Genomic DNA, 21579 nt, shown 5'->3' with positions numbered 1-21579 from the left:
CCCCCACGGGTAACAGACGAGGCTGCGCGCCTGTGTCAGGCTCGGGAAACGTTTTTACAGGAGAAACCTTATGGCAACCGAATATACTCTGCCGCTGGACGGCGAGCAGGCGTCATCGTTACCGGCTATCGCGCAGGTGCTGCGCGCCAACGCGGGGCTGTTTAAACATCTGGTGATGTCCGAGCACCCGGACGATATCCGCTACGCCTATCAGCCGGAATCGTTCGAGATAACCGACATTACCGACCGCACGTTTACGTTCCGCTGTCTGGTGCACTATTTCGAGCCCTGCGGGGATCGCGATATACACGATCCGCGAACCTACACCATTCCCTACCAGGTGCGCGACAACACGCTGGTGTTCGCGCTCGATGAAACGCCGTGGGTCGTGGCGTAACGCCGCTTTCGCCCATAAAAAAACCGCCCCGGAGGGCGGTTTTTTCATCTGGCCGTCTGATTACGCAGAGGCCAGCGCGTCGATAGCGGCTTTGGCGTCGCTCTGCGCCTTGGTCGCCATTTCCGGGCCGTAGGCCACGCCTTCGGCAAACACGAAGTTCACGTCGGTGATGCCGATAAAGCCCAGGAACAGGGAGAGGTACGGGGTCACCAGATCGGTCGGGGTATCTTTATGGATGCCGCCGCGAGTGGTCAGCACGATAGCGCGCTTGCCGGTCACCAGACCTTCCGGGCCTTTCTCGGTGTAGCGGAACGTCACGCCAGCGCGGGCCACCAGGTCAAAGTAGTTTTTCAGCTGGGTCGGGATGTTGAAATTGTACATCGGCGCCGCAATAACAATCACGTCGTGCGCCTGCAGCTCAGCAATCAGTTCATCAGAGAGCGACAGCGCGTCCTGCTGACGCGGGGTCAGCGGCGCGTCTGACGGACGCAGGGCGCCGACCAGCTCGCCATCCAGTACCGGCACCGGGTTCGCCGCCAGGTCACGCACGGTGATTTCATCCGCGCTGTGCTTTTCACGCCACTGTTCCACGAAATAGTCGGAAAGCTGGTTGGACTGGGAGTAACCTGCCAGAATACTGGACTTCAGAACGAGTACTTTGCTCATGGGATGTTCCTTTTTGATTTGGTTGTCAGGGCGGTTGCCCCCGTTGCTTGTCGACAACTCTATTCACAAACCGATTACAGTGATAGCGCAATATATCGAATTCTATGTTCTAAATTTTTGAACAAGGCACGCCAGAAAGCGGTGTGGTACTCTACGCTTAACGAAACTTTTAGAATTAACGGGCCGCGCACAGGCCGTATAACGCAATGATGGAAAAACAAAATATTACCCTTTCCGCCCTGATGGCACGTCTCGACTCGCTGATGCTGCGCGATAAAAGCCGCTTCGCCCGTCGCCTCCACGGGGCTAAAAAGATTAAAAATACTGAATCTCAGCAGGCGCTTTTCGAACAGCTCTCTCAGGAGATGAGCGAGGCGGCAGGGAAAGTCCTGCTGCGCGAAGCGGCGCGCCCGGCCATTACGTATCCGGAAAACCTGCCGGTCAGCCAGAAGAAACAGGATATTCTCAACGCCGTGCGCGACCACCAGGTGGTGATCGTGGCGGGGGAGACCGGCTCCGGGAAAACGACCCAGCTGCCGAAAATCTGTATGGAGCTGGGGCGCGGGGTAAAAGGGCTTATCGGCCACACCCAGCCGCGTCGCCTCGCGGCGCGTACCGTCGCGAACCGCATCGCCGAAGAACTGCAAACCGAGCCGGGCGGTTGCGTCGGTTATAAAGTTCGCTTTAGCGATCACGTCAGCGACAACACCATGGTCAAGCTGATGACCGACGGGATCCTGCTGGCGGAGATCCAGCAGGACCGTCTGCTGATGCAGTACGACACCATCATTATCGATGAGGCGCACGAGCGCAGCCTGAACATCGATTTTCTGCTGGGCTACCTGCGCGAACTGCTGCCAAAGCGCCCGGATCTGAAAATCATTATTACCTCGGCGACCATCGATCCTGAGCGTTTCTCGCGCCACTTTAATAATGCGCCGATTATCGAAGTCTCTGGCCGTACGTATCCGGTTGAGGTGCGCTACCGGCCGATTGTGGAAGAAGCAGACGACACCGAGCGCGATCAGCTGCAGGCGATTTTCGATGCCGTGGAGGAGCTTGGCCGCGAAGGGCCGGGCGATATCCTGATCTTTATGAGCGGCGAGCGCGAAATCCGCGACACCGCCGACGGCCTGATGAAGCTCAACCTGCCGCACACCGAGGTGCTGCCGCTCTATGCGCGGCTCTCAAACAGCGAGCAGAACCGCGTCTTTCAGTCGCATTCCGGGCGACGCATTGTGCTGGCGACCAACGTGGCGGAAACCTCGCTGACCGTGCCGGGCATTAAATATGTGATAGACCCCGGTACGGCGCGTATCAGCCGCTACAGCTACCGCACCAAAGTGCAGCGTCTGCCGATCGAGCCGGTGTCGCAGGCGTCCGCCAACCAGCGTAAAGGCCGCTGCGGGCGCGTCTCGGAAGGCATCTGTATTCGCCTCTATTCGGAAGACGATTTTCTCTCGCGCCCGGAATTTACCGACCCGGAAATCCTGCGCACTAACCTGGCGTCCGTTATTCTGCAAATGACGGCGCTGGGGCTTGGCGACATCGCCGCGTTCCCGTTTGTCGAAGCGCCGGATAAGCGCAACATTCAGGACGGCGTGCGCCTGCTGGAGGAGCTCGGCGCTATCACCACCGACGCGCAGGCGTCGGTCTATAAACTGACGCCGCTGGGCCGTCAGCTGTCGCAACTGCCGGTGGACCCGCGTCTCGCGCGCATGGTGCTTGAGGCGCAAAAGCATGGCTGCGTGCGCGAGGCGATGATCATCACCTCGGCGCTGTCGATTCAGGACCCGCGCGAGCGGCCGCTCGATAAACAGCAGGCGTCGGATGAAAAACACCGCCGCTTCCATGATAAAGAGTCCGATTTTCTGGCTTTCGTGAACCTGTGGAATTACCTCGGCGAGCAGCAGAAAGCGCTCTCGTCCAATCAGTTCCGCCGTCTGTGCCGTACCGATTACCTTAATTACCTGCGGGTGCGCGAATGGCAGGATATCTACACCCAGCTGCGCCAGGTGGTGAAAGAGCTGGGCATTCCGGTAAACAGCGAACCGGCGGGCTACCGCGAGGTGCACACGGCGCTGTTGACCGGCCTGCTGTCGCACATCGGCATGAAAGACGCCGATAAACAGGAATACACCGGCGCGCGCAACGCCCGTTTCTCTATTTTCCCGGGCTCGGGGCTATTTAAAAAGCCGCCGAAGTGGGCAATGGTGGCGGAGCTGGTGGAAACCAGCCGGCTGTGGGGCCGCATCGCGGCGCGTATCGATCCGGAGTGGATCGAGCCGGTGGCGCAGCACCTCATTAAGCGCTCATACAGCGAGCCGCACTGGGAGCGCGCGCAGGGCGCCGTGATGGCGAGCGAGAAAGTGACGCTCTACGGCCTGCCGATCGTGGCCGCGCGCAGCGTCAACTACAGCCAGATCGATCCGGCGCTTTCCCGCGAGCTGTTTATCCGTCATGCGCTGGTGGAAGGCGACTGGCAGACGCGCCACGCCTTTTTCCGCGAGAACCAGAAGCTGCGCGCCGAAGTGGAGGAGCTGGAGCATAAATCGCGTCGCCGCGACATTCTGGTGGACGACGACACCCTGTTCGAGTTTTACGATCAGCGCATCAGCGTAGATGCGATTTCCGCCCGCCACTTCGACAGCTGGTGGAAGCAGGCGAGCCGCGAGACGCCGGATCTGCTCAATTTTGAAAAGAGCATGTTGATCAAAGAGGGCGCGGAGAAGGTCAGCAAGCTTGATTACCCGAACTTCTGGCATCAGGGCAACCTGAAGCTGCGCCTGTCGTATCAGTTTGAGCCGGGCGGCGACGCCGACGGCGTGACGGTGCATATTCCGCTGCCGCTGTTAAACCAGGTGGAAGACGCGGGCTTCGAATGGCAGGTGCCGGGAATGCGCCGCGAACTCATCATCGCGCTGATTAAATCGCTGCCAAAACCCGTGCGCCGCAATTTCGTTCCGGCGCCCAACTACGCCGAGGCGTTTTTAGGCCGCGTTACGCCGCTGGAGCTGCCGCTGCTGGACGCGCTGGAGCGCGAACTGCGCCGCATGACCGGCGTGACGATTGACCGCGAGGCGTGGCAGGCCGAACAGGTGCCCGATCATCTTAAAATGACCTTCCGGGTGGTGGATGAGAAAGGCCGCAAGCTGCGCGAGGGCAAAGATCTCCACGCGCTGAAAGAGGGGCTGAAAGAGAAAGTGCAGGAGACGCTTTCGGCGGTGGCGGATGACGGCATTGAGCAGAGCGGGCTGCATATCTGGAGCTTCGGCACGCTGCCTGAGCGTTATGAGCAGAAGCGCGGCGGCTACCAGGTGAAAGCGTTCCCGGCGCTGGTGGATGAGAAAGAGAGCGTCGGCATCCGGCTGTTCGATAATCCGCAGGAGCAGCAGCACGCCATGTGGCGCGGCCTGCGCCGTCTGCTGCTGCTGAACATTCCGTCGCCGATTAAATATCTGCACGAGAAACTGCCGAACAAAGCCAAGCTGGGGCTCTATTTCAACCCGTACGGCAAGGTGCTGGATCTGATTGACGACTGCATCTCCTGCGGCGTCGATAAGCTTATCGCCGAGAACGGCGGGCCGGTATGGAGCGAAACGGGCTTTGCGCAGCTTCACGATAAAGTGCGCGCGCAGCTGAACGACACTGTGGTGGATATCGCAAAACAGGTTGAACAGATCCTGACGGCGGTCTTTAGCATCAATAAGCGCCTGAAAGGGCGCGTGGATATGACGATGGCGCTCGGCCTGTCCGATGTCAAAGCCCAGATGAGCGGGCTGGTGTACCGCGGTTTTGTGACCGGCAACGGTTATAAGCGCCTCGGCGATACGCTGCGTTATCTCAACGCCATTGAAAAACGGCTTGAGAAAATGGCCGTCGACCCGCACCGCGACCGCGCGCAGATGCTGAAAGTGGAAGCCGTACAGCAGGCGTGGCAGCAGTGGCTCAATAAACTGCCGCCCGCGCGTCGCGATGACGACGACGTACAGGAGATCCGCTGGATGATCGAGGAGCTGCGCGTGAGTTATTTCGCCCAGCAGCTCGGCACGCCATACCCGGTATCCGATAAGCGCGTGTTACAGGCGATGGAGCAGGTGAGCGGGGCGTAAGGGTGCGTTATGTGGTAAAGGTGGGTGCGCTTCGCTTACCCACCCTACAACACCGGCGATAACCTGCACGTAATATGTAGGGCGGGTAAGCGTAAGCGCACCCGCCGTCCCAACAAACCGCACCCGCCAGGCCGTAATTACTTCACCACCGCCAGCGTAAAACCGTCCCAGCCCTTGCTGCCGACGGTTTGCAGCGCGGTGGCGCGCAGGCGCGGGTGGTTGCCGAGCATCTCGATAAACGTTCGCACGCCCTGCACGCGTAAATCGTCGCTCTGCGGATCGGTCACGGCGCCGTCGCGCACCACGTTATCACCCACAATCACCGTTCCGGTGCGTGAAAGCGTCAACGCCCACTCCAGGTACAGCGGGTTATTCGGTTTATCGGCATCGATAAAAATCAGATCAAACGGCGGCTCGTCGGCGTACAGCGGCAGACTCTCCGCCGCAGGCCCCACGCGCAGCTGCACCTTCGGCGTCACGCTCGCCAGGGCCAGGTTGGCGGCCGCGACTTCGGCGTGTTCCGCGTTCGCCTCAAGCGTCACCACCAGCCCGTCCTCCGGCAGCGCGCGCGCCAGCCACAGCGTGCTGTAACCGCCGAGCGTGCCGATTTCCAGCACCCGCTTCGCGCCGGTCATCATCACTAAAAGCCCCAGAAATTGCCCCTGCAAGGGCGAGACGTCATGCGGCGGCAGGCCCGCCAGACGGTTGTTCTCAAGTACCTGCGCCATCAGCGGATCGGCGGGAATCAGCGCCTGCGCCAGATATTCATCGACTTCACTCCATTGTTGCTGCATCGAACCGCTCTCCTGAAAGCGCCGTGCAGGCGCATGAAATTACGGATTGGCTACCTTAGCAGCATAGCTGTGATTACCGTTTTGCGCAGCGGCACCGGGCCACCCGCCGCCGAGCGACCGGTAGAGATCCACCTGCGCCAGCAGCAGATTGTTTTTCACCTGCACCACATTAAGCTGCGCCGAAAAGAGCGTGCGGCGGGCGTCCAGCTCATCAAGATACGAGGCGTACCCGTTCTGGTAACGGTTATGGGCGATACGCAGCGTCTCCTGCGCGGCCTGCTCCTGCGCCTGCAGCTCAACGAGCTGTTCGCCAAGACGCTGCACCGCGTCGAGGCTGTCGTTCACTTCCCTGAACGCATTGCGCACTGTGCTCTCATAACTGTAAAGCGCCTGATTTTTCTGTGACGTTGTCACGTCAACCTGCGCATTCAGCGCCTCGCGGTTCAGCAGCGGCGCAAGAACGCTGGCACCCACGCTCCAGAGCCGCAGCGGGTTGGCGAGCAGTTCCGGCAGGGTATTCTCCTGGAGCGAACCCGACGCGGTGAGGTTAATGCCCGGCAGCAGGCGCGCGCGGGCCACGTTCAGCTGCGCGTCGCTCGCCACCAGCGTCTGTTCGGCCTGGACGATATCCGGACGGCGGTTTAACAACGACGACGGCAGCTGGGATGGGATCGTAAGCGGGCTTAAGGCGTCGAACTCGCCGCCGCGCGCGACCGGACCAGGGTTCTGGCCGATGAGAATACTGAGCGCGTTCTCCTGCTGGGTTATCTGGTGCTGAATCTGCGGGATCTGCGCGCGCGTGGCGCGCAGTTCAGATTCCGACTGCATCAGCTCCAGCCGTGAGCTGTAGCCGGTTTCATACTGGCGTTTCGCCAGCTTCAGCGCGTCTTCGCGCGCGCTAAGCGTCGACTGCGTCACCCGAAGCTGCTCATCCAGCGCCAGCAGCGTGATATAACCGCTGGCGACCTGCGAGGCCACCGTCAGGTTGGCGGCGGCGGCCGCGGCTTTCTGCGCCTCCAGGCTCGCCCTGGCGGCGTCGGCGGCGCTGGCGTATTCGCCCCAGATATCGACGTTATAACTGGCGTTCAGGCTGCCTTTGTAGAGATCGCCATACACCGGCAGGCCCGTCGCGGCCGATTGCGAACGGCTGCGGCCGGCGCTGAAACCGGCGTCGAGCGTCGGGAAGCGATCGCCGAGTGCCGCCTGTACCTGCGCCTGATACTGATTAACGCGCTCGCGAGCCAGCAGCACATCGCTGTTGTAGCGAAGCGCCTGATCCACATAGCGGTTCAGCGCCGAATCGTGAAAATTGCGCCACCAGAAGCCTTCCGTGGGCGAGGACGGGCCGACGGCGGCGCGCCAGGCGGGCGGAATAGTAAGCGAGGGGCGGGCCTGCTCCACGTTGCCGGAATGACAGCCTGCGAGCAGGAGGGCGGTGGTCAGCAGTGTCAGAGCGCGGCGCATTATTTCGCCTCGCTGCGGGTGTTGATGGTGACCTGAACCGACATGCCGGGACGCAGGCGGGCGCGTTTTTCGGCGTCGCCCAGCACCTCTATGCGCACCGGGATACGCTGGGCGATTTTTACAAAGTTGCCGGTCGCGTTATCGGGCGTAATGGCGCTGAACTCCACGCCTGTCGCCGGAGAGATGCTCTGCACGCGGCCTTCGAATTTCTCATCGTTCAGCGCGTCCACGGTGAACGTCACCGGTTGGCCGGTTTTCACGTCGGCAAGCTGGGTTTCTTTCAGATTGGCGATAACCCAGTTCTGCGGCGGCACCAGCGACGTCAGCCGCGTTCCGGCGGTCACGTAGCCGCCCTGACGCACGGTAATTTGCCCGAGCTGGCCGTCGCGCGGGGCGATAATACGGGTGTTTTGCAGGTCGATTTCAGCAAGCTCCAGCGCCGCGCGGGCGTTTTCGACATCCGCTTCGAGCGATGCGCGGTTCACAATCACGCTTTGCAGATTCTGGCGCGACACCTCAAGCTGGGCGGCGGCCTGCTCTACGCTGGCGCTGCCCTGCGCGGCGCTGGCGATGGCGGCGTCGCGCTCGCGCACCGACAGCGAGCCATCCTGTGTCAGTTCCTTCACGCGGCGTAAATCGGCCTGGTTATGCAGGCTCTGGGCGCGGGCGCTGGCGAGCGCCGCTTTATTCTGGGCGACCGTCGCCTCGGCGCTGCGGCGCTGTTGCAGGTTATTAGCCAGCGCCGCCTCGCGCATCGCGAGCGTCGCCTGCGCCTGATGCACCCGCTGTTTGTAGATGCGGTCATCGATCGTCATCAGCACGTCGCCCTGGTTCACATGCGCGAAATCCTGCACGTTAACGTTGGTGATATAGCCGTTCACCTGCGGGCTGATAAACGTCGTCATACCGCGCACGTAGGCGTTATCCGTCGACGCCGCGTGGCGGGTAAACGGCGGAAGCTGCCAGGCGTACATAATTACCAGCAGGCCGACCAGCCCGATGGCGCCGGCGGCGAAAAAGGAAACCACGCGCAGGTTGTTTTTTTCCGGCGACGCGGGGGTGGGGGCGCCTTGTTGGCTCATCACTACTCCAGAATCATGTCAGTCAAAAAATCGTCAGGTTACTGGCCGCTCTGCATCGCCTGCTTCAGGGCGCGGCGCGCGGCGAGCCGCAGGCGGATAAGCCGCCAGAAAATCCATAACAGCGTCGAGGCGGCGATGGCCGCCGTCAGCAGACAGGTATCGTTATAGGCCAGAATATTGGCCTCGGTGGTCGCCACGCTCTGCAACTGCTGCACCGCCTGGGTGTTTAACAGCGTCGGGTCGGTAAGCAGGTTGCTCCAGATCTGGCTGTACTGCGCGAGCCGTTCATTCACCAGTGGGTTGAGTGACGAGAGCTGGTCGGCCAGCAGGCTGGAGTGATACTTCTCCCGCCAGGTCTGGAAGGTGCCGAGCAGCGCCGAACCGATAAGCCCGCCCAGGTTCTGGCTCATGCCGAACAGCACCGAGAAGCTCACCAGGTTGCGCGGATCGGCGATCACGCCGCCAATGCCCGCCAGCATCGCCGGCGCCAGGAAAAAGGCGCTGCCGAAGCCGAGCAGGAACTGGCTTATCAGCATCTGGTCGGCGCGGGTCTGGCTGGTGGCCTGGCTGTCCATCAGCGAGGCGACAATCATCAGCGCCAGCGAGACCATAATCGGCCAGACGGTTTTCTGCGGGTTGATAGTGAGCGCGCTGGTGACGATGCCGCAAATCACGCCCGCCAGAATCGCCAGCGCCAGGTGCGTCATCTGCTCATTCTGTAAACCGATATACTGCAACCAGCCGATAGCGCCGGTATTCTGCTCCGCCAGCACGATGCGGATCAGCACCATAATCAGCCCGAGGCGCACAATACTGCCGCTGGAGAGCCAGCGGGTGTTCAGCAGCGGATTAGTGCGGTTATGCTCAAACACGATAGCGGCGAGGATAAGCACCAGCGACGCGCCGAGCGCCCAGCCTATCCACGGCGCTTCAAACCACCAGTCGAGCCGCCCGAGCGACAGCGCGCCGCAGAGCAGCGCCATGCCGGGCGCCATCAGTAAGAACGTAATAAAATCTTTTTTCTCAAACACTTTACGGCGATCGCCCGGCGGCAGTTTCAGCGCAATCACGCAGGCGAGCGAAATCAGCGCCAGCCCCAGCTCGAACAGATACAGACCGCGCCACTCCTCCAGTTGCAGCAGCTCGGTAGAGAAGAGGCGGGCGATGGGGATCGCCAGCTGCGAACCGGTAATACCGATGGTCAGCGCCTTCAGGCGATGCTTCGCGGGCCAGGCCTGGATCTGGTAATAGATGCCGAGCGAGCTGAGCGCCGCGCCCACCATGCCGTGCGCTGCGCGCACCATGATGGCGGTGTTGAGATCGTTAACGAACAGGTGGAAAAACGTCACCAGCACATAGAGCACCAGGAACCCTTCGGTAAAGGCGCGCAGCCCGTACTGCTGGCGAAATTTCACCAGCAGCAGGTTGATGGAGACGTTGGTCATGACATAAACCGCGGGGAGCCAGGCTATTTCCGTCGACCAGGCCGCGAACGTGCCCTGCAAATTTTGCAGGTTCGCCGTGACCATCGCGTTACCGAGCGCGCCGGTCAGACACACCAGCAGCCCGACGATGCCATAGGCGATGCGCTTCCAGGGCGCATGGTGCGGCGTCGACGGCGAGCCGAGCAGCATCGGTTTTTCATGGGGCGCCCATTCGCGCGGCGCATAAGGGTCGTGTTTCACCGATCGCATTACTGTTTTTCAATTTCCTGCAATAAACGGTCCAGTACGCGACGCGTGACGGCCAGTTCTTCCGGGGGAATGGTGGAAAGGATAGTCTCCCTCAGGCTGTCCGCCTCGACTTTCACCTTTTCAAACAGCGCCTGGCCCTGGTCTGTGGCGACCAGCAGCCGCTTGCGGCGATCGCCGGGCGGCGTGACGCGCCCAATGAGTTGCTGTTCCACCAGACGATTCAGCAGCGGCACCAGCGTCGCGCTCTCCACGCCCAGCTGTTGCGCCAGCTCGCCCTGCGCCAGCGGGGTTTCATGGCGCGCAATCGCGGCGACGGCCACCCAGCTCGCCTGGCTCATGCCAAGCCCTTTCAGCCGCCGATCCATCGCGAGACGCCAGTGGTGGGCGGTCATCCACAGCAAATGAGAGAAAGTCAGGTCACGCGTATCCACGGCGGTTATCCATTCGTTAGTGCTCTAACTATTCTAGGGCGCGCTATTTTAATAATTCAAGTGAATGTAAATTAATCTTTAAAAAATATTGTGAATGTATGGCGGCGCGTTGTCTGAATTACAGCGGAACTGGTTGCCGCTGCGCTATGCTGTGATGCGGCCTGACGCCGCGTGAATGAGAGAGAAAGATGCCTGATTACCTGATTGAACCGAGCGACCCGACGCACCCTGACGCTATCGTTTTGCTGGCCGCGCTCTCCGAGACGCTGGCGGCGCTCACCGGCAGCTCGGGCAGGCAGTCGTTTGATAATGACGATGTGCGCGTTAAGGGCGCGATCTTTTTGCTGGCGCGTAACGCCAGCGGCGCGGCCATCGGCTGCGTGGCCTGTCGTCCGCTTCAGCCTGGCGTCGCCGAAATCAAACGTCTGTTCGCGCTGCCGGATAACCCCGGCGCGGGCAGCCAGTTATTAAGCGCGGCGGAGCGCTTCGCGCGTGACTTCGGCTATCAGCAGGCATGGCTGGAGACCCGCCGCACTAATCAGCGCGCGGTGGAATTTTACCTGCGCCGCGGTTATGAAATTATCGACAATTACGGCCGCTATGTGGGGCAGGAGGATGCGGTCTGCTTCGCCAGGCCGCTGCAGGACGGGGGCGCGGCAGATGCTCAGCGGGCTTAACCACCTTACGCTTGCCGTGCGCGATGTGGCGCGAAGCCTCGCGTTTTACCGGACGCTGCCAGGGCTGCGGCTGCATGCGCGCTGGGACGGCGGAGCGTATCTTTCGTGCGGCGATCTCTGGCTCTGTCTGTCGCTGGATGACAACGCCGGGCAGCCTGCCCGTGACTACACGCATTATGCCTTTACCGTGAGCGAGGCGGATTTCCCGCAGGTGGTGGACACCCTGACCGCCGCGGGCGTGAAAATCTGGAAAACCAACCGCAGCGAGGGCGATTCCTGGTATTTTCTCGACCCGGACGGGCATCAGCTTGAGCTGCATGTCGGCAGTCTCGCCACCCGGCTGGCCGCCTGCCGTACGCGGCCTTACCGGGGAATGACGTTTTTTGATTGATTACCGCACAGTGGTTTCGCCTTCCACAGGGGCTTCACGGCTATTCAGGCGGCTGGCGCACAGGATAGCCAGAAGCGAAATCGCGACGGTGACTGCCAGATACCAGGCGACGGGCGTCCAGTCGCCGCCGGAGTGGGCCAGCAGGCCCGTGGCGATAAGCGGCGCGGTACCGCCGGCGAGCGCGGCGCCCAGTTGATACCCAAGCGTAATACCGGTATAGCGCACCCGTGCGTGGAAAATCTCTGAACAGAGCGTGCCGAGCACCGCGGTGATCGGCGCCCACAGTACGCCGAACGCGATAACCGTCGCGAGCACGATCCCCCAGGTGGTGCCGGTGTCGAGCAGCATAAACCACGGCACGATAAAGGCGCCCAGCAGCATAACGCTCACCGCATACATCCGCTTGCGGCCAATTTTATCCGACAGCAGCCCCATCACCGGGATCAGTACCGTCGCCACCAGTGCCGCCAGCGTTACCGATTCCAGCGCCTGGGATTTTTCATAGGCCAGCGTAGTGGTGGCGTAGCTCACCACGAAAGTCGAGAAAATGTAGAAGGGCGCGGTTTCCACGACTTTTAAACCGGCGGCGATAAGCACTTCGCGCCAGTGGTGGCGTACCGTCACGCGCAGCGGCGTTTTGCTGAGCTGCCCGGTGCGCTTCGCCTGCTGGAAATCAGGCGTTTCATCAATTCCGCGACGGATCCACAACCCCAGCAACACCAGCACCGCGCTAAAAAGAAACGGAATACGCCAGCCCCAGGCGAGAAATTGCGCTTCGCTAAACAGCGTCATCAGCGAGACGATAAATGTCGCCATCAGCATGCCGATGGTCACGCCCGCCTGCGGGATGCTGCCGAAAAATCCTTTGCGCTTTTCGGGCGCGTATTCGTAGGCGAGGAGCAGTGCGCCGCCCCATTCACCGCCAATGCCCATGCCCTGGATAATGCGCATCAGGATCAGCAGCACCGGCGCCCAGATACCGATCGTTTCATAATCAGGCAGCAGGCCAATCATCACCGTCGCGCCGCCCATCAGCGAGAGGGTCAGTACCAGCGTTTTCTTACGCCCGATGCGGTCGCCGATATGGGCGAAAAACACGCCGCCAATCGGGCGGATAAAAAAGGTCAGCGAGAAGGAGAGCCAGGAGAGGATAAGCCCAATCACCGGGTCAACCATCGGGAAAAAGATCTTGTTAAACACCAGTGCGGCGGCGGTGCCATAGAGAAAGTAGTCGAACCATTCAATAGCGCTGCCTGTGAGGCTCGCGATCAGCACTTTTCGGTTCTTTTTGAGGATAGCGATACTGCCGTCGTGTGTCGTCATTAGAGTGAAACCCTCGCACGTTGAGTGGTGGTGCAAGGCGCTACCTGGCGCGCTACAGGTGCAACCCTGAACGGTAAAAAAGGTTGTCAAAGTGTTAAGCAAATTAAGTTTGGTCGGCGTATTTGGCAAACCACTGGTCGTGCCAGTGGTGCTAAATCAGCCATATCGGCCAGGGATAAAACCTTAATTAACGATGGTTTGCCGCAGATTATTATTCGGGATGGGGAATCCGTCAGAATGGGAAACAGGTGCAACCCGACGATTTTCAGCAAATTCGATTTATTTCAAATTTGTAACATTTAGCGGTCTGCTGAGCAGCAGGCGCAGGCAGATTAGGAGCTCTCCGGTAGGGGAGCCGAACGCCAGTCGGTACGCTGGATGCTGGCTTTGACTATGGAGGTGACCATGAACATGATGCCTTTTCCTCTGCTTTCGGAAGGCACGCTGCAGCGTATTAACCTCATCGGCGCCTGGCTCGCCCGTAACGATTTTGCCGCAGCGCCCGCCGCCGGGGACGCGCAGCTGATTGTGCTCGCGGGCAACGCGGTGCTGCCAACCGTGGACGCCGCCGCGCGCCTGGCTAAAGAGAGCGGGCTGCCGCTGCTGATTACCGGCGGGCTGGGTCACTCGACCACGTTCCTTTATGCCGCCGTGGCGCAGCATCCCCGTTACAACCATCTGCGCACCACGGGGCTTACCGAGGCGGGGATCCTGGCCCGTATCGCCCGCGAGTTTCATGAAGTGCCTGACGAGCAGATTATCGTTGAGGAGAAATCCACCAACTGCGGCGAGAACGCCCGTTTCACCCGCGAGCTGCTGGATGCTCGCGGTGAACTGCCTGCGCGCGCGATACTGATTCAGGACCCGACCATGCAGCGGCGCACCCACGCCACCTTTACCCGCGCCTGGCGCGACGTGCCGTCCCTGACCGAATGGCTGAGTTACCCCGGCGTACAGCCGGTGCTGGAGAACGGCGCCAGGGCAGTGCGGTTCCGCGAGCCGTCCGAAGGGCTCTGGCCGGTAGAGCGGTATCTGTCGCTGGTGCTGGGCGAGATCCCGCGCCTGCGTAACGACGCAGACGGCTACGGCCCGGCGGGCCGCGATTTCATCGATGAAGTGGCGATCCCGCCTGAAGTACTGAACGCCTGGCAGGCGCTGCACGATGAACCGCAGCTCACCAGCTTTCTGCGTCATCGCTCGCTCGCCTGACGTCCAGCCTGCCCGTTTGCGCGATTTACGGCGCAAACGGGCAGCGGCGTGTTGAATAATTGTTATCTCATGGCGGTTTCTCCGCCGTTTTTCCCGACCTGATTCACATTTTCAGCCAAAACGTTTCTCTGGCCTGCCCGCCGCCCGTAGTTTTTTAACAATTCATTCACCTGTTAAAAACCATACGACAGCAGGAGCACGCGATGACAGCACCCGTACAACATCCTATGTATATCGACGGTCAGTTTGTTCAGTGGCAGGGCGAGGCGTGGATCGATGTGGTCAACCCCGCCACGGAGGCGTTGATTTCTCGTATCCCGGACGGCACTGCAGAGGACGCGCGCCGCGCCATTGACGCCGCCGCCCGCGCGCAGGCGGGCTGGGAGGCGCTGCCCGCCATCGAGCGCGCCGGATGGCTGCGTAAAATCGCCGCTGGCATCCGCGAAAAGGCGGCGGAAATCAGCGCGCTGATTGTGGCCGAAGGCGGCAAAACGCAGCAGCTCGCGAGCGTTGAGGTCAACTTTACGGCGGATTACATCGACTATATGGCCGAGTGGGCGCGCCGTTATGAAGGCGAAATCCTGCAAAGCGACCGGCCTGGCGAAAATATTCTGGTGTTTAAGCGCGCGCTTGGCGTTACCACCGGCATTCTGCCGTGGAATTTCCCGTTCTTTCTGATCGCCCGCAAACTGGCGCCTGCGCTGATTACCGGCAACACCATTGTGATTAAACCGAGCGAATTCACGCCGAATAACGCCATCGCGTTTGCGCAGATCGTGCATGAGGTGGGGCTGCCGGCGGGCGTATTTAACCTGGTGCTGGGGCGCGGAGAAACCGTCGGCCAGGAGCTGGCCGGCAACCCGAAAGTGGCGCTGGTGAGCATGACCGGCAGCGTCGGCGCGGGCGAAAAAATCATGGCGGCGGCTGCGAAAAACATCACCAAAGTCTGTCTGGAGCTTGGCGGCAAAGCGCCCGCCATCGTGATGGACGATGCGGATGTGCCGCTTGCGGTAAAAGCGATTGTCGATTCGCGCGTCATTAACACCGGGCAGGTCTGTAACTGCGTTGAGCGCGTCTATGTGCAGAAGGGCATTTACGACCGTTTTGTCAGCGCGCTTGGCGAGGCGCTGAGCGCGGTGACATTCGGCGATCCGGCGGCGCATGACGATATCGCGATGGGGCCGCTGATCAACGCGGCTGCGCTGGCGCGCGTGAAAGAGAAAGTGGCGCGCGCGGTCAGCGAGGGCGCGACGGTGGCGCTCGGCGGCAAGGCGGTGGAAGGCAAAGGCTATTTCTATCCGCCGACGCTGCTGGTGGATGTGCGCCAGGAGATGAGCATTATGCATGAAGAGACGTTCGGCCCGGTGCTGCCGGTCGTCACGTTCGGGACGCTGGAAGAGGCCATTGCGATGGCGAACGACAGCGAGTACGGCCTGACGTCGTCAATTTATACACAGTCGCTCGCCACCGCCATGAAAGCGATTAACGGGCTGAAGTTTGGCGAAACTTACATCAACCGTGAAAACTTCGAAGCGATGCAGGGGTTCCACGCGGGCTGGCGTAAATCCGGCATCGGCGGAGCGGATGGCAAACACGGGCTGCATGAATATCTGCAAACCCAGGTTGTCTATCTGCAAAGCTAACCGTTTCAGGGCCGCCTGCAGGCGGCCCGCTGCGTCAGCGTTTGCTCTCAATCCAGTTCATCAGCAGCTCCGGCCAGACGTGCGCGGGCAGCCCCAGGGCATCGCGAATGCCGAATCCGTGTTGCCCCTGTTCAAAAAGATGCATCTCCACCGGCACGCCCTGCGCGTGCAGCGCGTTAAACATCAGCAGACTGTTTTCCACTTTCACGGCCGGGTCATCCACCGCGTGCAGTAAAAACGCGGGCGGGGTGGCGTGGGTGACCGCTTTTTCCGGCGAATAGCGGCGGATGGCGCGTTCATCGGGCGCGTTGCCTACCAGCGCCTCCCGCGAGCCGGGGTGCGCCACCGGCTCCTCCATGGTCATGACCGGATAGACCAGCCCCATAAAGGCCGGGCGGGCGCTGAACGCGTCGGTTTCATCCAGCGGCGCGTACACCGCGTCGTTCCAGCGGGTGCCGAGGCTTGCGGCGGCGTGACCGCCCGCGGAAAAGCCCAGCACGCCGAGTTTGTCCGGGTCGAGTTGCCAGCGCGACGCCCGGGCGCGGATAAGCCGCATGGCGCGCTGGAGATCGGCGAGCGGGGCGTCGGCGCCTTCGGCGTGGCCGTCGGCGGGCAGGCGATAGGTCATCACAAACAGCGTATAACCGCGATCGTTAAACGCGGGTGCCAGCGCGCTGCCTTCTTTATCCAGCACCACGCGGCGGTAGGAGCCGCCGGGCGTCACCAGAATGCCGGTGCCGTTAGGATGTTCCGGCGCGTAGACCACAATACGCGGCGCGCACACGCCGGTGACGGAGCGGTCGAGGTCGCTGTCGCCGGTCAGGCGCTCTTCAAGGGTGAACACCGCCGGGCTCTGACGCGCGCCTGGCGCCTCGTCCTGCGGCCAGACGGCGAGTTCGCTGGCGCGTTTGACCGCCTCGCGCATGCGGGTTAACAGAGCGTCGTGGGCGTTCATACTCTCTCCTTTCATTATTCTGTGGGGGCGTGAAAACTAATGAATAATTCATCTTCAGCCGTTATCCTGGTGTTTTCGTTGCGTTTAATCAGGATAGTCTTATGCGCAGTAAATACACGTCATTACAAATCACGCTTCACTGGCTGGTGTTCGTTCTGGTGGTTATGGCTTACGCGGCGATGGAGCTGCGCGGGCTGGTGCCGCGTCCTGTCGGGCGATTGTTTATCTGGACGCACTTCAGCTGCGGCATCGCGATTCTGGCGCTGATGGTCACACGCCTGCTGGTGCGCATTAAATATCCCGCGCCGCCCATCGTGCCGAAACCGCGCGCGATGTATATCGGGCTTTCCCATCTGGTGCATCTGGTCATCTACCTGATGTTTATCGGCCTGCCGCTGCTCGGGATCGTTGCCAAATATTATGGCGGCAGCCCGTGGTTTGCGTTTGGCATCAGCATGCCGGTCGCCGCCGAACCTGATGAAGATCTCGAAATGCAGTTGCGCGCCATTCACGCCTTTATCGCGAATCTCAGCTATTTTGTCATAGGGCTTCATGCGGCGGCGGCGCTGGCGCATCACTATTTCTGGAAAGACAACACGCTGCTGCGCATGATGCCGGGCAAGCGCGATTAACGCGGGCCGAAATGTGATCTTTCCGGCTTTTTGCAGAGGACTGCGCGGCAGAGCTCACATTTTAAACGATGCAACATGGGCGGTCTGGCAACGGCGGCTTATAGATCTATATCTATTATAGAAACACTCGCGCGATTGTCAGCGCGCCAGCCGGGAGAGACAGCATGACGCAGTCAGTACAACATGAAGCGACAGGGGCAGCAGTGGACGAACAGGCGCATCTGGCGCGTAAACTGCGTAAGGTACTGCTGGCGACCGGCGTCGGCCATTTTGTGGAATGGTTCGATTTCGGGCTCTACGGCACGCTGGCGGCCATTATCGGGATGCAGTTTTTCCAGACCGGCGACCCTGCGGCGGCGCTGCTCTCGTCCTTCGCGGTGTTCGGCGCGGGGTTTATCATGCGCCCGCTCGGCGGGCTCTATTTCGGCTCGCTTGGCGACCGCATCGGCCGCAAGCGCGTGCTGGCGACGGTCATTCTGCTTACCTCCGGCGCCACCTTCATTATGGGCCTCTTGCCGACGTATCATCAGATTGGTCTGCTGGCGCCCGCGCTGCTGGTGCTCACCCGCCTGGTGCAGGGCTTTGCGGCAGGCGGCGAGACGTCCGGCGCGACTACGTTCCTGGCGGAGTACGCGCCGGTGCATAAGCGCGGTTACTTCACCTGCTGGATCGATAACTTCGGCTTTATGGCGTTTGTGGCGGGCTCCGGACTTGTATTTTTACTGACCGCCAGTCTTGGCGAAACCGCGATGAACGACTGGGGCTGGCGCATTCCGTTTTTGATCGCCGGGCCGCTCGGCTGGGTGGGGCTTTACCTGAGAACGCATCTTGAAGACACGCCGGAATTCCAGGCGGCGGCGAAAGCGGGCACCACACAGGCCGCGCCGCTGCGCAGTACGCTCAAAAGCGCCCGCGGCGCGCTGCTGTTCTGCGTCGGGTTTGTGGTTATCAAAGCGGTCGGGCACTGGATGCTGCAAACCTTTATGCCGGGCTACCTGATAACGCAGATGCACTTCAGCAAGCTCGACGCCTACGCGATCACCACCATCGGGCTGTTCGGCATCGCGGTGCTGGTGCCGTTTATGGGCTGGCTCTCCGACCGCTATGGCCGTCGCCCCCTGATGCTCGCGGGCTGCGGCGGATTTATCCTCTTTACCTACCCGGCGCTGATGGTGATGGCGAACGGCGATATGCTTTCCGCCGTGCTCGCGATGCTGCTGCTGGGCGCGTTTATCGCCGCCTTTGACGGCGCGTGCAGCGCGGCGATGGCGGAGCTGTTCCCGACCAGCGTGCGCTACGGCGGGCTGTCGGTCGCCTATAACCTGTCGGTCGCCTTTTTCGGCGGCATCACGCCGTGGTTCTCGGCGTTTCTCATCGCCTCCACCGGCAACCTTTTCTCACCCGCGTTTTATGTCATGGGCGCGGCGCTGATCACCTTTATTACCGTGATGCGCGCCAGAGAAACCGCCGGGCTGCCGCTGCGGCGCTAAACCGCCACGCTTCGGCCGGGTTTATTCCAGAAACACCGGGAGATCCACCGGCCAGGCGTTGCGCAGGCTCAGAAGCCGGCAGTGGACGAACCTGGCTTCGCGTTGATACCAGAAGCCGAACGACTGCGTCATCTGGTCATATACCATGCTGTCCAGATTCGCGAACGGGAAGATCACTAAACTTCCCCGCTGCCTGTGACCGCCGCCGGTTTCAAAATGATCCCGGCCCCAGGTCTCCTGCGTATGTTCATAGCGGTGCAGTATCACTTCAATCGTCTCTCTGCCGGGGCAGCGCAGCATCAGCACACTGTTGTCAAAAGCGAAGGGGTAAACGGATGGGGGGAAGATCGCGAGTAAAGCCACTAACAATAATTTTTTCATACCACTCCTGTCCTCTGCAGGGCGGCAGTTATGTCATCCTGCGAAGGCGTTGGTATTGAGATATATCATGCTGTTAGTTTGGTTGAGGGCTATATATACAACTGGTGAATGATTAATGGCAGTAATGCGGGAGTGGTGTGGCGTGCGATTTATCGGTGACGACGAAGACGCAACAGGCAGAAACACAGCAGTGAACTGATTAACACTGCAATGCCGGTAAAGGTGTAGAGGATAGCGTCCATGACGCTTTCGTCGCCAAAGTAGCCCATGCGTTCTGCAAAAGGGTACTGCGCCGCGGGTGGTATGAGCAGATAAAGGCTTTTGGTTATCAGCATGACGGTCAGCAGCCAGGCTACCGTTGGCAACAATAACTTCATGAAGGCTCCTGCGGTTTATTGGATGTGGAGGTGATTTACACAGCGTTTAAGAATGCCAAAAAGGGTTAATAAAATGGCGCCTTTAACGCGTGTTGTTTTGATTTATTGTGCTATAAATATTTTAAAATCAATAAGTTGAATTGTATTTGTTGTATTCATTCACCCGCTTAATGACCTGCTCACGCATTTTATCTAAAGCCGTTTCCCTTCCCGCAAAAACGTACCGCCAGAAAATGACCGTTTGCAGAGGCGCATGCACTTCTATACCATACCCCCCTATAGTATCCATGAGGCCAAAACCATGCCGCATTCTCCTGAAGACAAAAAGCGCATTCTGACCCGCGTGCGTCGCATTCGCGGGCAGGCGGAGGCGCTGGAGCGCGCGCTGGAGGCGGGCGAACCCTGTCTCCATATTCTCCAGCAAATCGCCGCGGTACGCGGCGCCGCCAACGGCCTGATGGGCGAAATGGTGGAAATTCACTTAAAAGATGAGCTGGTCAGCGGCGACACCACGCCGGAGCAGCGCGCGCAACGGATGACGGAAATCGGCCAGCTTTTGCGCGCTTATCTAAAATAACTATGACGACTCACTACAACGGAAGGACATTATGAAATCACGTGCAGCAGTCGCATTTGGCCCAGGCAAACCGCTGGAAATCGTCGAGATTGACGTCGCGCCGCCGAAAAAGGGCGAAGTGCTGGTCAAAATCACCCACACCGGCGTGTGCCACACCGATGCGTTCACGCTCTCCGGCGACGATCCGGAAGGCGTATTCCCGGCGGTGCTCGGCCATGAAGGCGGCGGCGTGGTCGTGGAAGTGGGCGAGGGCGTCACTAGCCTGAAGCCGGGCGACCATGTGATCCCGCTCTATACCGCTGAGTGCGGCGAGTGCAAATTCTGTAAATCCGGCAAAACTAACCTCTGCCAGGCCGTGCGCGCCACCCAGGGCAAAGGCCTGATGCCGGACGGCACCACCCGTTTCTCTTACAACGGCGAGCCGGTTTATCACTACATGGGCACCAGCACCTTCAGCGAATACACCGTCTGTGCGGAAATTTCGCTGGCGAAAGTGAACCCGCAGGCGCCGCTCGATAAAGTCTGCCTGCTGGGCTGCGGCGTCACCACCGGCATCGGCGCGGTGCATAACACCGCCAAAGTAAAAGAGGGCGATACCGTTGCCGTGTTCGGCCTCGGCGGTATCGGCCTCGCGGTCATTCAGGGCGCGGTACAGGCGAAGGCCGGGCGCATTCTGGCCATCGACACGAACCCGGAGAAATTCAAGCTGGCGGGTGAAATGGGCGCGACCGATTTCGTTAACCCGAAAGATTACGACAAGCCGATTCAGGACGTTATCGTTGAGATGACCGACGGCGGCGTCGATTTCAGCTTCGAGTGCATTGGCAACGTTAACGTGATGCGCGCGGCGCTGGAATGCTGCCATAAAGGCTGGGGTGAAAGCGTTATCATCGGCGTGGCGGGCGCAGGCCAGGAGATCAAAACGCGTCCGTTCCAGCTGGTGACAGGCCGCGTCTGGCGCGGGTCGGCGTTCGGCGGCGTGAAAGGCCGCACCCAGCTGCCGGGCATGGTGGAAGACGCGATGGCGGGCAAGATTCGCCTCGATCCTTTCATCACGCACCGCCTGCCGCTTGAGCAGATTAACGAGGCGTTTGACCTGATGCACGAAGGCAAATCGATCCGCACCGTTATCCACTTCGGCGACAAATAACCTTATCTGCCAGCGGCTTAGCGGCTGCTGGCCTCTTCGCTTTCCCCGACTTTAGCCCCTCTTTTCGAATCTGTGAGCCAGGTATCGCTTTTAAGGGTAAGCGTTTACGCAAAACTGCCGATGTCCTAAAGGCA

At 60.5% G+C, this 21579-nt stretch carries 20 protein-coding genes; 10 read left to right on the top strand and 10 right to left on the bottom strand.

From position 1 onward, the window contains the following. Positions 1-70 precede the first annotated feature (70 nt). Positions 71-397, top strand: coding sequence for a hypothetical protein (locus AFK65_RS10665; RefSeq protein ID WP_007698080.1), 327 nt, complete (start codon positions 71-73; stop codon positions 395-397). A 60-nt stretch (positions 398-457) separates the two neighbouring features. Here the strand turns inward: AFK65_RS10665 and azoR are convergent, their stop codons facing one another. Then, positions 458-1063 carry an FMN-dependent NADH-azoreductase gene (gene azoR, locus AFK65_RS10660; RefSeq protein ID WP_007698079.1) on the bottom strand — a complete coding sequence of 202 codons (606 nt, stop codon included), beginning with the start codon at positions 1061-1063 and terminating at the stop codon, positions 458-460. Positions 1064-1269: 206 nt separating this feature from the next. Here azoR and hrpA point away from each other — a divergent pair, with 206 nt between their 5' ends. After that, positions 1270-5175, top strand: a complete 3906-nt coding sequence (gene hrpA, locus AFK65_RS10655; protein ID WP_038857095.1) for an ATP-dependent RNA helicase HrpA — start codon at positions 1270-1272, stop codon at positions 5173-5175. A gap of 137 nt (positions 5176-5312) precedes the next feature. On the opposite strand, the gene AFK65_RS10650 is transcribed toward hrpA, so the two are convergent. The 5 genes from AFK65_RS10650 to AFK65_RS10630 are packed head-to-tail and all read right to left on the bottom strand — an operon-like array spanning position 5313 to position 10640. After that, the gene (locus AFK65_RS10650) at positions 5313-5969 is read right to left on the bottom strand and encodes an O-methyltransferase (RefSeq protein ID WP_007698070.1); all 657 of its coding nucleotides are present in this window, start codon (positions 5967-5969) and stop codon (positions 5313-5315) included. 39 nt (positions 5970-6008) lie between these two features. Beyond that, positions 6009-7433 (bottom strand): efflux transporter outer membrane subunit, encoded by a 1425-nt coding sequence (locus AFK65_RS10645; protein WP_007698068.1) that lies wholly within the window; start codon positions 7431-7433, stop codon positions 6009-6011. Continuing rightward, positions 7433-8515 (bottom strand): HlyD family secretion protein, encoded by a 1083-nt coding sequence (locus tag AFK65_RS10640; RefSeq protein WP_038857096.1) that lies wholly within the window; start codon positions 8513-8515, stop codon positions 7433-7435. The genes AFK65_RS10645 and AFK65_RS10640 overlap by 1 nt, the downstream gene beginning before the upstream one ends. Before the next feature lie 38 nt (positions 8516-8553). Then, the gene (locus AFK65_RS10635) at positions 8554-10209 is read right to left on the bottom strand and encodes an MFS transporter (protein ID WP_038857097.1); all 1656 of its coding nucleotides are present in this window, start codon (positions 10207-10209) and stop codon (positions 8554-8556) included. Beyond that, a complete protein-coding gene (locus AFK65_RS10630; RefSeq protein ID WP_038857099.1) occupies positions 10209-10640 on the bottom strand; it encodes a MarR family winged helix-turn-helix transcriptional regulator in 432 nt (143 codons plus the stop codon). The genes AFK65_RS10635 and AFK65_RS10630 overlap by 1 nt, the downstream gene beginning before the upstream one ends. 188 nt (positions 10641-10828) lie before the next feature. Here AFK65_RS10630 and AFK65_RS10625 point away from each other — a divergent pair, with 188 nt between their 5' ends. Both AFK65_RS10625 and fos read left to right on the top strand, forming a co-directional pair. Next, entirely contained in the window at positions 10829-11317 is a 489-nt protein-coding gene (locus AFK65_RS10625; protein WP_038857102.1) for a GNAT family N-acetyltransferase, read from the top strand. After that, positions 11301-11708: a FosA family fosfomycin resistance glutathione transferase gene (gene fos, locus AFK65_RS10620; protein WP_007698054.1), complete on the top strand. Its 408-nt coding sequence runs from the start codon at positions 11301-11303 to the stop codon at positions 11706-11708. The genes AFK65_RS10625 and fos overlap by 17 nt, the downstream gene beginning before the upstream one ends. Here the strand turns inward: fos and AFK65_RS10615 are convergent, their stop codons facing one another. Then, the gene (locus tag AFK65_RS10615; RefSeq protein ID WP_038857104.1) at positions 11709-13031 is read right to left on the bottom strand and encodes an MFS transporter; all 1323 of its coding nucleotides are present in this window, start codon (positions 13029-13031) and stop codon (positions 11709-11711) included. It abuts the gene before it with no gap. Positions 13032-13436: 405 nt separating this feature from the next. Between AFK65_RS10615 and AFK65_RS10610 the strand changes: the two genes are divergently transcribed. Beyond that, positions 13437-14240 (top strand): YdcF family protein, encoded by an 804-nt coding sequence (locus AFK65_RS10610; protein WP_038857169.1) that lies wholly within the window; start codon positions 13437-13439, stop codon positions 14238-14240. A 203-nt stretch (positions 14241-14443) separates the two neighbouring features. Further along, positions 14444-15883 (top strand): aldehyde dehydrogenase, encoded by a 1440-nt coding sequence (aldA, locus tag AFK65_RS10605; RefSeq protein WP_038857105.1) that lies wholly within the window; start codon positions 14444-14446, stop codon positions 15881-15883. A 34-nt stretch (positions 15884-15917) separates the two neighbouring features. Here aldA and AFK65_RS10600 read toward each other — a convergent pair whose 3' ends face one another. Then, entirely contained in the window at positions 15918-16838 is a 921-nt protein-coding gene (locus tag AFK65_RS10600; RefSeq protein WP_007698044.1) for an alpha/beta hydrolase, read from the bottom strand. A gap of 101 nt (positions 16839-16939) precedes the next feature. On the opposite strand from AFK65_RS10600, the gene cybB reads away from it, so the two are divergent. Beyond that, a complete protein-coding gene (gene cybB, locus AFK65_RS10595) occupies positions 16940-17470 on the top strand; it encodes a cytochrome b561 (RefSeq protein ID WP_007698041.1) in 531 nt (176 codons plus the stop codon). A gap of 164 nt (positions 17471-17634) precedes the next feature. Further along, positions 17635-18960, top strand: a complete 1326-nt coding sequence (locus AFK65_RS10590; protein WP_032804640.1) for an MFS transporter — start codon at positions 17635-17637, stop codon at positions 18958-18960. Positions 18961-18981: 21 nt separating this feature from the next. Here the strand turns inward: AFK65_RS10590 and AFK65_RS10585 are convergent, their stop codons facing one another. Together AFK65_RS10585 and AFK65_RS10580 are read right to left on the bottom strand one after the other, a co-directional pair. Next, a complete protein-coding gene (locus AFK65_RS10585) occupies positions 18982-19341 on the bottom strand; it encodes a hypothetical protein (protein ID WP_007698034.1) in 360 nt (119 codons plus the stop codon). A 149-nt stretch (positions 19342-19490) separates the two neighbouring features. Then, on the bottom strand, positions 19491-19718 hold the full coding sequence (locus AFK65_RS10580) for a hypothetical protein (RefSeq protein WP_007698032.1): 228 nt from the start codon (positions 19716-19718) through the stop codon (positions 19491-19493). A gap of 301 nt (positions 19719-20019) precedes the next feature. Here AFK65_RS10580 and AFK65_RS10575 point away from each other — a divergent pair, with 301 nt between their 5' ends. Then, positions 20020-20295 carry a metal/formaldehyde-sensitive transcriptional repressor gene (locus AFK65_RS10575; RefSeq protein ID WP_015741363.1) on the top strand — a complete coding sequence of 92 codons (276 nt, stop codon included), beginning with the start codon at positions 20020-20022 and terminating at the stop codon, positions 20293-20295. A gap of 31 nt (positions 20296-20326) precedes the next feature. Continuing rightward, positions 20327-21445, top strand: a complete 1119-nt coding sequence (locus tag AFK65_RS10570; RefSeq protein ID WP_007698027.1) for an S-(hydroxymethyl)glutathione dehydrogenase/class III alcohol dehydrogenase — start codon at positions 20327-20329, stop codon at positions 21443-21445. The last annotated feature ends 134 nt before the right edge of the window (positions 21446-21579 follow it).

This window comes from Cronobacter universalis NCTC 9529 (genome assembly GCF_001277175.1).
GTDB classification, from domain to species: Bacteria; Pseudomonadota; Gammaproteobacteria; order Enterobacterales; family Enterobacteriaceae; genus Cronobacter; species Cronobacter universalis.
This window is presented reverse-complemented; position numbering and strand designations above follow the sequence as displayed.

Coding starts and splice junctions, on each gene's coding strand:
- AFK65_RS10665 (WP_007698080.1), top strand. CDS start 71: ATGGCAACCGAATATACTCTGCCGCTGGACGGCGAGCAGGCGTCATCG.
- azoR (WP_007698079.1), bottom strand. CDS start 1,063: ATGAGCAAAGTACTCGTTCTGAAGTCCAGTATTCTGGCAGGTTACTCC.
- hrpA (WP_038857095.1), top strand. CDS start 1,270: ATGATGGAAAAACAAAATATTACCCTTTCCGCCCTGATGGCACGTCTC.
- AFK65_RS10650 (WP_007698070.1), bottom strand. CDS start 5,969: ATGCAGCAACAATGGAGTGAAGTCGATGAATATCTGGCGCAGGCGCTG.
- AFK65_RS10645 (WP_007698068.1), bottom strand. CDS start 7,433: ATGCGCCGCGCTCTGACACTGCTGACCACCGCCCTCCTGCTCGCAGGC.
- AFK65_RS10640 (WP_038857096.1), bottom strand. CDS start 8,515: ATGAGCCAACAAGGCGCCCCCACCCCCGCGTCGCCGGAAAAAAACAAC.
- AFK65_RS10635 (WP_038857097.1), bottom strand. CDS start 10,209: ATGCGATCGGTGAAACACGACCCTTATGCGCCGCGCGAATGGGCGCCC.
- AFK65_RS10625 (WP_038857102.1), top strand. CDS start 10,829: ATGCCTGATTACCTGATTGAACCGAGCGACCCGACGCACCCTGACGCT.
- fos (WP_007698054.1), top strand. CDS start 11,301: ATGCTCAGCGGGCTTAACCACCTTACGCTTGCCGTGCGCGATGTGGCG.
- AFK65_RS10615 (WP_038857104.1), bottom strand. CDS start 13,031: ATGACGACACACGACGGCAGTATCGCTATCCTCAAAAAGAACCGAAAA.
- AFK65_RS10610 (WP_038857169.1), top strand. CDS start 13,437: ATGAACATGATGCCTTTTCCTCTGCTTTCGGAAGGCACGCTGCAGCGT.
- aldA (WP_038857105.1), top strand. CDS start 14,444: ATGACAGCACCCGTACAACATCCTATGTATATCGACGGTCAGTTTGTT.
- AFK65_RS10600 (WP_007698044.1), bottom strand. CDS start 16,838: ATGAACGCCCACGACGCTCTGTTAACCCGCATGCGCGAGGCGGTCAAA.
- cybB (WP_007698041.1), top strand. CDS start 16,940: ATGCGCAGTAAATACACGTCATTACAAATCACGCTTCACTGGCTGGTG.
- AFK65_RS10590 (WP_032804640.1), top strand. CDS start 17,635: ATGACGCAGTCAGTACAACATGAAGCGACAGGGGCAGCAGTGGACGAA.
- AFK65_RS10585 (WP_007698034.1), bottom strand. CDS start 19,341: ATGAAAAAATTATTGTTAGTGGCTTTACTCGCGATCTTCCCCCCATCC.
- AFK65_RS10580 (WP_007698032.1), bottom strand. CDS start 19,718: ATGAAGTTATTGTTGCCAACGGTAGCCTGGCTGCTGACCGTCATGCTG.
- AFK65_RS10575 (WP_015741363.1), top strand. CDS start 20,020: ATGCCGCATTCTCCTGAAGACAAAAAGCGCATTCTGACCCGCGTGCGT.
- AFK65_RS10570 (WP_007698027.1), top strand. CDS start 20,327: ATGAAATCACGTGCAGCAGTCGCATTTGGCCCAGGCAAACCGCTGGAA.